At 37.7% G+C, this 6,189-nt stretch carries 6 protein-coding genes; 3 read left to right on the top strand and 3 right to left on the bottom strand.

Features of this window, described 5'->3' with window-relative positions; all coding sequences use genetic code 11:
* Positions 1 to 19 precede the first annotated feature (19 nt).
* From thiL to E1171_RS09605, 3 genes are all read left to right on the top strand, one after another.
* Positions 20 to 1,060, top strand: a complete 1,041-nt coding sequence (gene thiL / locus E1171_RS09615) for a thiamine-phosphate kinase (RefSeq protein ID WP_155205790.1) — start codon at positions 20 to 22, stop codon at positions 1,058 to 1,060.
* A gap of 84 nt (positions 1,061 to 1,144) precedes the next feature.
* A complete protein-coding gene (locus tag E1171_RS09610) occupies positions 1,145 to 2,158 on the top strand; it encodes a glycosyltransferase family 9 protein (RefSeq protein WP_155205789.1) in 1,014 nt (337 codons plus the stop codon).
* 173 nt (positions 2,159 to 2,331) lie between these two features.
* Complete coding sequence (locus E1171_RS09605; protein WP_155205788.1) at positions 2,332 to 2,838, top strand: SixA phosphatase family protein; 507 nt, start codon at positions 2,332 to 2,334, stop codon at positions 2,836 to 2,838.
* On the opposite strand, the gene E1171_RS09600 is transcribed toward E1171_RS09605, so the two are convergent.
* The 3 genes from E1171_RS09600 to porQ all read right to left on the bottom strand — a co-directional run bounded on the left by E1171_RS09600 (position 2,835) and on the right by porQ (position 6,143).
* Entirely contained in the window at positions 2,835 to 3,569 is a 735-nt protein-coding gene (locus E1171_RS09600; RefSeq protein ID WP_155205787.1) for an SDR family NAD(P)-dependent oxidoreductase, read from the bottom strand. The two genes, E1171_RS09605 and E1171_RS09600, sit on opposite strands and share 4 nt — an antisense overlap.
* A gap of 92 nt (positions 3,570 to 3,661) precedes the next feature.
* Positions 3,662 to 5,056, bottom strand: coding sequence for an ATP-dependent protease ATPase subunit HslU (gene hslU, locus E1171_RS09595; RefSeq protein WP_155205786.1), 1,395 nt, complete (start codon positions 5,054 to 5,056; stop codon positions 3,662 to 3,664).
* A gap of 58 nt (positions 5,057 to 5,114) precedes the next feature.
* Positions 5,115 to 6,143, bottom strand: coding sequence for a type IX secretion system protein PorQ (porQ, locus tag E1171_RS09590; protein WP_155205785.1), 1,029 nt, complete (start codon positions 6,141 to 6,143; stop codon positions 5,115 to 5,117).
* Positions 6,144 to 6,189: the final 46 nt, after the last annotated feature.

Raw genomic sequence — 6,189 nt, 5'->3', positions numbered from 1 at the left:
TATTATTTATTTTTGTGGCATGGAGGAAAAACCAAAAAGAACGGAATTACGGGAGTTGGGTGAATTTGGTCTTATCGACAGGATCAAGGAAAAGTTTTCCATCACCAACAAAAGTTCAATACTAGGAATTGGAGATGATGCCGCTCTTATTGATGCAGGTGATCATTTTAAGGTAATTACCAGCGATATGCTATTGGAAGGGGTTCATTTTGACCTAAGCTATATGCCTCTGGTTCATTTGGGCTATAAAGCGATTGCTGTCAATGTGTCGGATATTGCCGCCATGAATGCTATACCTAAGCAGGTAACAGTAAATATTGCCGTTAGTAATCGGTTTTCTGTTGAGGCGATAGAAGCATTATATGAAGGAATTGCCTTTGCCTGCAAAAACTATAAAGTGGATTTAGTGGGTGGCGATACGACTTCTTCCTCTTCAGGTTTAGTGATTTCAGTAACAGCCATTGGTGAAGCCAAAAAGAATACGATTACCAAAAGAAATACGGCTAATAAAGGGGACATTATTTGTGTTAGTGGAGACTTAGGAGCTGCCTACGTAGGTTTACAGGTTCTGGAAAGGGAAAAACAAGTTTTTCAGTCCAATCCTGAAATGCAACCAGATTTGTCCAAGTATGAATACATGGTGGGCCGACAATTAAAACCTGAAGCTCGCATGGATTTAATTTATGATCTGGCAGAATTAGGAATCGTTCCAACAGCAATGATGGATATCTCTGATGGATTAGCGTCAGAATTGTTCCACATATGTAGCGGTTCTCAATTGGGAGTAAAAATTTATGAAGATAAATTACCAATTGACCAGGAGGTATACAAAACCGCTGTGGAGTTTAACCTTGATCCTGTGACCTGTGCCTTAAATGGTGGAGAAGACTATGAATTACTTTTCACCATTAAACAGGAGGATTATGAGAAGTTGAAAAATCACGCTGATATAAGTACCGTAGGTTATATGGATACCAAAGAAAATGGGCTGCAACTAATAACGAAGGGCGGAAATGCGGTCCCTTTAACTGCTCAAGGTTGGGACCATTTTAAAAATTAGGGTTAAGGATTAGGAATTAAGAGTTTGAACATCTCCAAATTCTTAATTCCTAGGCCATAATTCTTAATTTGTAACATCTCTACTATGTCCAAAAAGAAATTTCTTATTCTTCGACTTTCAGGAAAAAGTGAAATCATACAAAGCACCCCCATTATCCGTCTTCTGAAAACCCAATTAGACGCCGAAGTACATTACTTAACAAAAACTTCCCATCATTTCTTGCTGGCCGCTAATCCTTATCTGGATAAAATATACCTGAAAGAAAACAACCAAATTCAATTAATAAAAACACTCAAAAAAGAACAATACAATCATATCATTGACCTTCAAAATGACAGGAAAACCTATTTTTTCAGATGGCTATTAAAAACCGAAGTCATTCCCTACCCTAAAATTAACCTGAAGCAATGGTTAATGGTACGTTTCAAAATAAATAAACCTGGGAGCCAACATCTTGTAGATCGATTTTTGGCAACTTTAAAACCTTTTCACCTGAAGGCCGATAACTTGGGTCTTGACTATTTTATCCCAGAAAAAGATGAGATAGAAATACAATGGTTGCCAAAATCACACCAAAAAGGATATATTTTATTTGCCATAGAAGCACCCTTTGCGACAAGGCAACTTCCCTTGGAACGTATGATTGAATTGTGTGATAAAATCAATCGCCCCATTCTAATTATAGGAGGAAAGGAAGACAGAGAAAAAGGAGAAAAAATAAAAGCATTCTTTGAGCGAAAAGAAGAAAATAAAGCCTATGAACCAGGATTAAAAAAATTAGGTAAAAAAGCCGAAATTTTTAATGGTTGTGGCAAATTCAACTTTAACCAACAAGCTTCCCTGATTAAAAATGCACTGGCTGTATTTACCCACGACTCCCCTATGCTTCATCTGGCTGCTGCATTTAAAAAAGAAACCTTTACCATCTGGGGAAATACAATACCAGAATTTGGGCAATACCCTTATCGCACTCATTTCACTATCTTTGAAAGGAAAAACTTAAAATGTCGTCCTTGCTCTGTTAAGGGTTTTTCCCAATGTCCCTTAGGGCATTTTAAGTGTATGAATGAAATTAAATTTGACTTTTATATCCCATAATATCTTTTGGAATTTAAATGGGAAATTATTGGTAATATAATAAATCGTTAAAACATGATAAGGAGTAGTTAAGGCTTTCGAAGTACGATTTGATTTCAAGGCTCTTTAAAGCTAGAATTATTCCCTTCGACACTAGGATTAGTTTTTCGTTGTTCCTAATTCAAACCTTACCCATGAAAACCCTTTATCTGATAAGGCACGCTAAATCCAGTTGGGACAACTTTTTTATCAATGATCATGAACGACCATTAAATAAAAGGGGAAAAAAGAATGCCCCCGATATGGGTCAAAGACTGGCCAACCAAAATATCCATCCCGATCTATTAATTTCAAGCACGGCCAAACGTGCCATGAAAACTGCTAAAGCCATCGCAAAAGCCATCAATTACCCTATTTCCAATATTCAGACTTATGAAGACCTGTATATGGCTAGCCCGGGGGATATTCTTGATATTATTGGTTATCAGAAAGATCAAGTTAATAGCCTAATGCTTTTTGCACATAACCCTGGAATAACGGACTTAGCCAATCAGATAGGTTCCCTGGATATTGATAATATTCCTACTTGCGGCATTGTAGCTTTTGAATTCAATTGTAAAAAGTGGACTGACATCAGTACTCAAAAAGGGAAATTTATATTTTTTGATTATCCCAAGAAGGTAGATGAGCCAAGATTTTAAGAAACAACAAAATCACGAACGTCCTGGATAACATCAGGGTAATCACTGGAATTATCTATTAAATAAAGTAACTTTTTTGCTGCATCCTGAGGGCTCATCAAAAGGTCATTTGCTTTCATATTCAGAAACTTTCCCTTTGCACTAAAGTTTTCCTGATTTGTGCTTCTTATTTGTTCATGCATAGCACTTTCTACCACTCCTGGGGCTGCTGAATAAATTTTGAGAGGATTACCTTTTATTTTCTGTTCAACTGCAATAACCTTTGAAAGCATATCTAAAGCAGCTTTTGAAGCACAGTAATTTGACCATCCATCGTATTCATTTCTTGCTGCTCCTGAACTAATATTTAAAATGGTTTTATCCACAGATACATCCGCAAAAATCCGTATAAATTCGTTCATTAACACTGCAGGAACGGTAACATTGAGCTTAAACACATCCTCTACCTTTCTTGAAGATAATTCACCAGAATAAGCCATTTCTCCTAAAATCCCTGCATTATTTATCAACACCAAGGAAGAAGGTCTTTCATCCGTAGAAAAAATAGAAGATAACTCTTTTTCTACTTCATCCAGATTTAATAGATCGACTGCAATGTGTTTATACCTCTCATGCTCAATTGTTTTTGAGCGAGAAACTCCTATTACTCGATTTTCTTCTGAACTAAGTAGTACCTCTGCCAACCCTTTTCCTAGTCCACGACTGGTCCCAGTAATAAAGTAGAAATTCATATAAAATGGTTAAAATGCAAAATGCAGAGCCAATGGCTCTGCTTCATATTATTTGAATCTTTAAAGAATGAGTTCTCTACAACTTTTTCCTTTTAAAGGATAAACTGACTTAAATCTTTATCCTTAATCAAACCGCTAAGTTTTTCACGAACCATCTCCTTGGTAATGGAAATCTTAGCATTAGCCCCAATCACGTCAGGAACATCAAATAGAAAATCGTTTAGCAATTGGCTCATCACGGTATGCAAACGACGTGCACCTATATTTTCCACCTCAGTGTTTATATTAAAGGCCATTTCCGCCATTTCTTCCAAAGCCTCCTCTTGGAATGCCAACTCAACACCTTCAGCAGCAAAAATAGCCTCATACTGTTTGGTCAAGGCATTTTTAGGTTCTTTCAAGATTTGATAAAAATTCTCTTTGGTAAGATTTTCTAATTCCACACGGATCGGAAAACGCCCTTGCAATTCGGGGATTAAATCCGATGGTTTGGACACATGAAAGGCCCCAGCGGCAATAAAAAGGATATGTTCCGTTTGGACAATTCCATATTTAGTATTAACAGCGCTACCCTCTACAATAGGAAGAAGATCTCTTTGCACCCCTTCACGGCTTACATCAGGTCCACCGCTGCCACCTTTAGCAGAACCACCAGCAATTTTATCGATCTCATCAATAAATATAATTCCTGTATTTTCTGCCTTAGCAATAGCTTCGTCCTTCACATCGTCCATATCAATAAGCTTTGCAGCTTCTTCCTCAAAAAGTAGCTTTTTAGCATCACCAATGGAAACTTTCCTTTTTTTCGACTTTTTAGGCATCATTCCACCAATCATCTCCTGTAAATTGATCATGGAAGATTCGTCCATAAAGCCACCACCAATCATTCCTACCCCTGCAGCATTAGGTTGTTTCACGCTTATTTCAATTTTACGCTCATCCAACTCTCCATTACGAATTTTTTCACGGAAACGCTCCCTGGTTCTCTCATTCAGTTCTTCATCACTTTCAGGTACCTGGCCTTCTGGAGTAAGTTTTTTAACTCCAGAACTTCCTTTAATTGGCGGAATTAAGGCATCAAGAATAATCTCTTCTACGGCTATTTCTGCCTTTTCCTGAACTTGCTCCTTCTTTTTATTTTTAACCAGATTTATAGATTGTTCCACTAAATCCCGAACCATACTCTCCACATCCCGGCCTACATACCCTACTTCAGTGAATTTAGAAGCTTCCACTTTACTAAAGGGAGCCTCTGCCAGGCGGGCCAACCTTCGGGCAATCTCCGTTTTCCCCACCCCAGTAGCACCAATCATCAGGATATTATTAGGAATTATTTCCGACCGGATTTCGGACTTTACATTCATCCTTCTCCATCGGTTTCTTAATGCAATGGCAACATTTCTTTTCGCATCATTTTGCCCGATAATATATTTATCTAACTCCTCAACAATTTGTCTTGGGGTCAAATAATTTCCATTCTCTAACATGAAATAAAATCTTTAAAATAAATAGCTATTCAACTTAACTTTACGATTCTTTTTTGAATCAAAGTTTCTTTTTAAAAAGTGAGTCTAAATTCCCTCCGAAAGTAAGATAATTCGTTCCTCCGGCAGTATGGTAAAAAGACCGACTATAAGCCAACTCAAAAGCTTTAATTTTGGCCTGAAAGCCAAACGAAAGACCTGCTCCCCCGGAAGTCCCCTCTAATCTTAACTCCTTTCGTTGCAAATGGTTGTAACCGGCACGGACATTGAAATTCTTACTAAGCAATAATTCAAGGCCAATCGCCAAATGTCGAGCCATTTTATCTACTACAGAGGGTTCCTCTGCTTGCTGTTCTTCTGTTAAATTTTCCTTTTCCTCATAAAGCTTATTGACCAAATTATATGCTGTCAAAGAAAAACGAACGGGCATATGAGTTGGCTTAAAGGAAACCCCCGTTTGCACGTCAAACGGAATTTTCGAATTGCTGGTTGCACTAAAATCACTCAAAAGAAAACCCACATGCTTAAAGACCAAGCCTATACTTAAATCCTGATTGGGATGCTTAAAAACCCCTCCTATATCTGCCACCAACGCCTGGGCTTTAAAACTTTCTACGCCAGAATATAAAAAACGTAAATTCACCCCCATATTTATAGGGCCAATTTGATGACTTTTGGAAACGTTTATTGCAAAATCACTGGCTCTAAATTTCCCAGTTTCCACCCCGGTTTCATCTCTTCCCTCAATTTCTCCATAATTAAGGTATTGCATACCAATTCCCCAATTTCCTGTTTTTTCGTTATTGAAGGCGTAAACAAGATTGGTATATCCTATACCCGCATAAAAATCCAAATAGTTCAAGGCCAGATGCCTGGAAACTTCAGTATTTAATAATGCCGGATTGGAAAGGAACTGGTTTACATCATCCCCATACCAGGAAACATTAACTCCTCCCAGGGCCGCGGTTCGTGCGTTAGTAGGTAATGACAAAAACTCAAAAGACTTTTGTCCTCCACTTTGTGCAAGAAGCAAATGACCACCTCCACACAATAAAATAATGAGTCCACAAACACCGAGGAATCTATTCATGAATTATAGCCATGTTTAATATTATACCTTTTCTTACTAAGGAAAA

Source organism: Xanthovirga aplysinae (assembly GCF_009711365.1).
Taxonomy (GTDB): Bacteria; Bacteroidota; Bacteroidia; order Cytophagales; family Cyclobacteriaceae; genus Xanthovirga; species Xanthovirga aplysinae.
Note: the sequence above shows the minus strand (reverse complement) of the source record. Positions and strands in the feature narration are given on the sequence as shown.

What these genes read in the sequence shown, in the direction of transcription:
- thiL (WP_155205790.1), top strand. Translation starts at nt 20, where the DNA reads ATGGAGGAAAAACCAAAAAGAACGGAATTACGGGAGTTGGGTGAATTT.
- E1171_RS09610 (WP_155205789.1), top strand. Translation starts at nt 1,145, where the DNA reads ATGTCCAAAAAGAAATTTCTTATTCTTCGACTTTCAGGAAAAAGTGAA.
- E1171_RS09605 (WP_155205788.1), top strand. Translation starts at nt 2,332, where the DNA reads ATGAAAACCCTTTATCTGATAAGGCACGCTAAATCCAGTTGGGACAAC.
- E1171_RS09600 (WP_155205787.1), bottom strand. Translation starts at nt 3,569, where the DNA reads ATGAATTTCTACTTTATTACTGGGACCAGTCGTGGACTAGGAAAAGGG.
- hslU (WP_155205786.1), bottom strand. Translation starts at nt 5,056, where the DNA reads ATGTTAGAGAATGGAAATTATTTGACCCCAAGACAAATTGTTGAGGAG.
- porQ (WP_155205785.1), bottom strand. Translation starts at nt 6,143, where the DNA reads ATGAATAGATTCCTCGGTGTTTGTGGACTCATTATTTTATTGTGTGGA.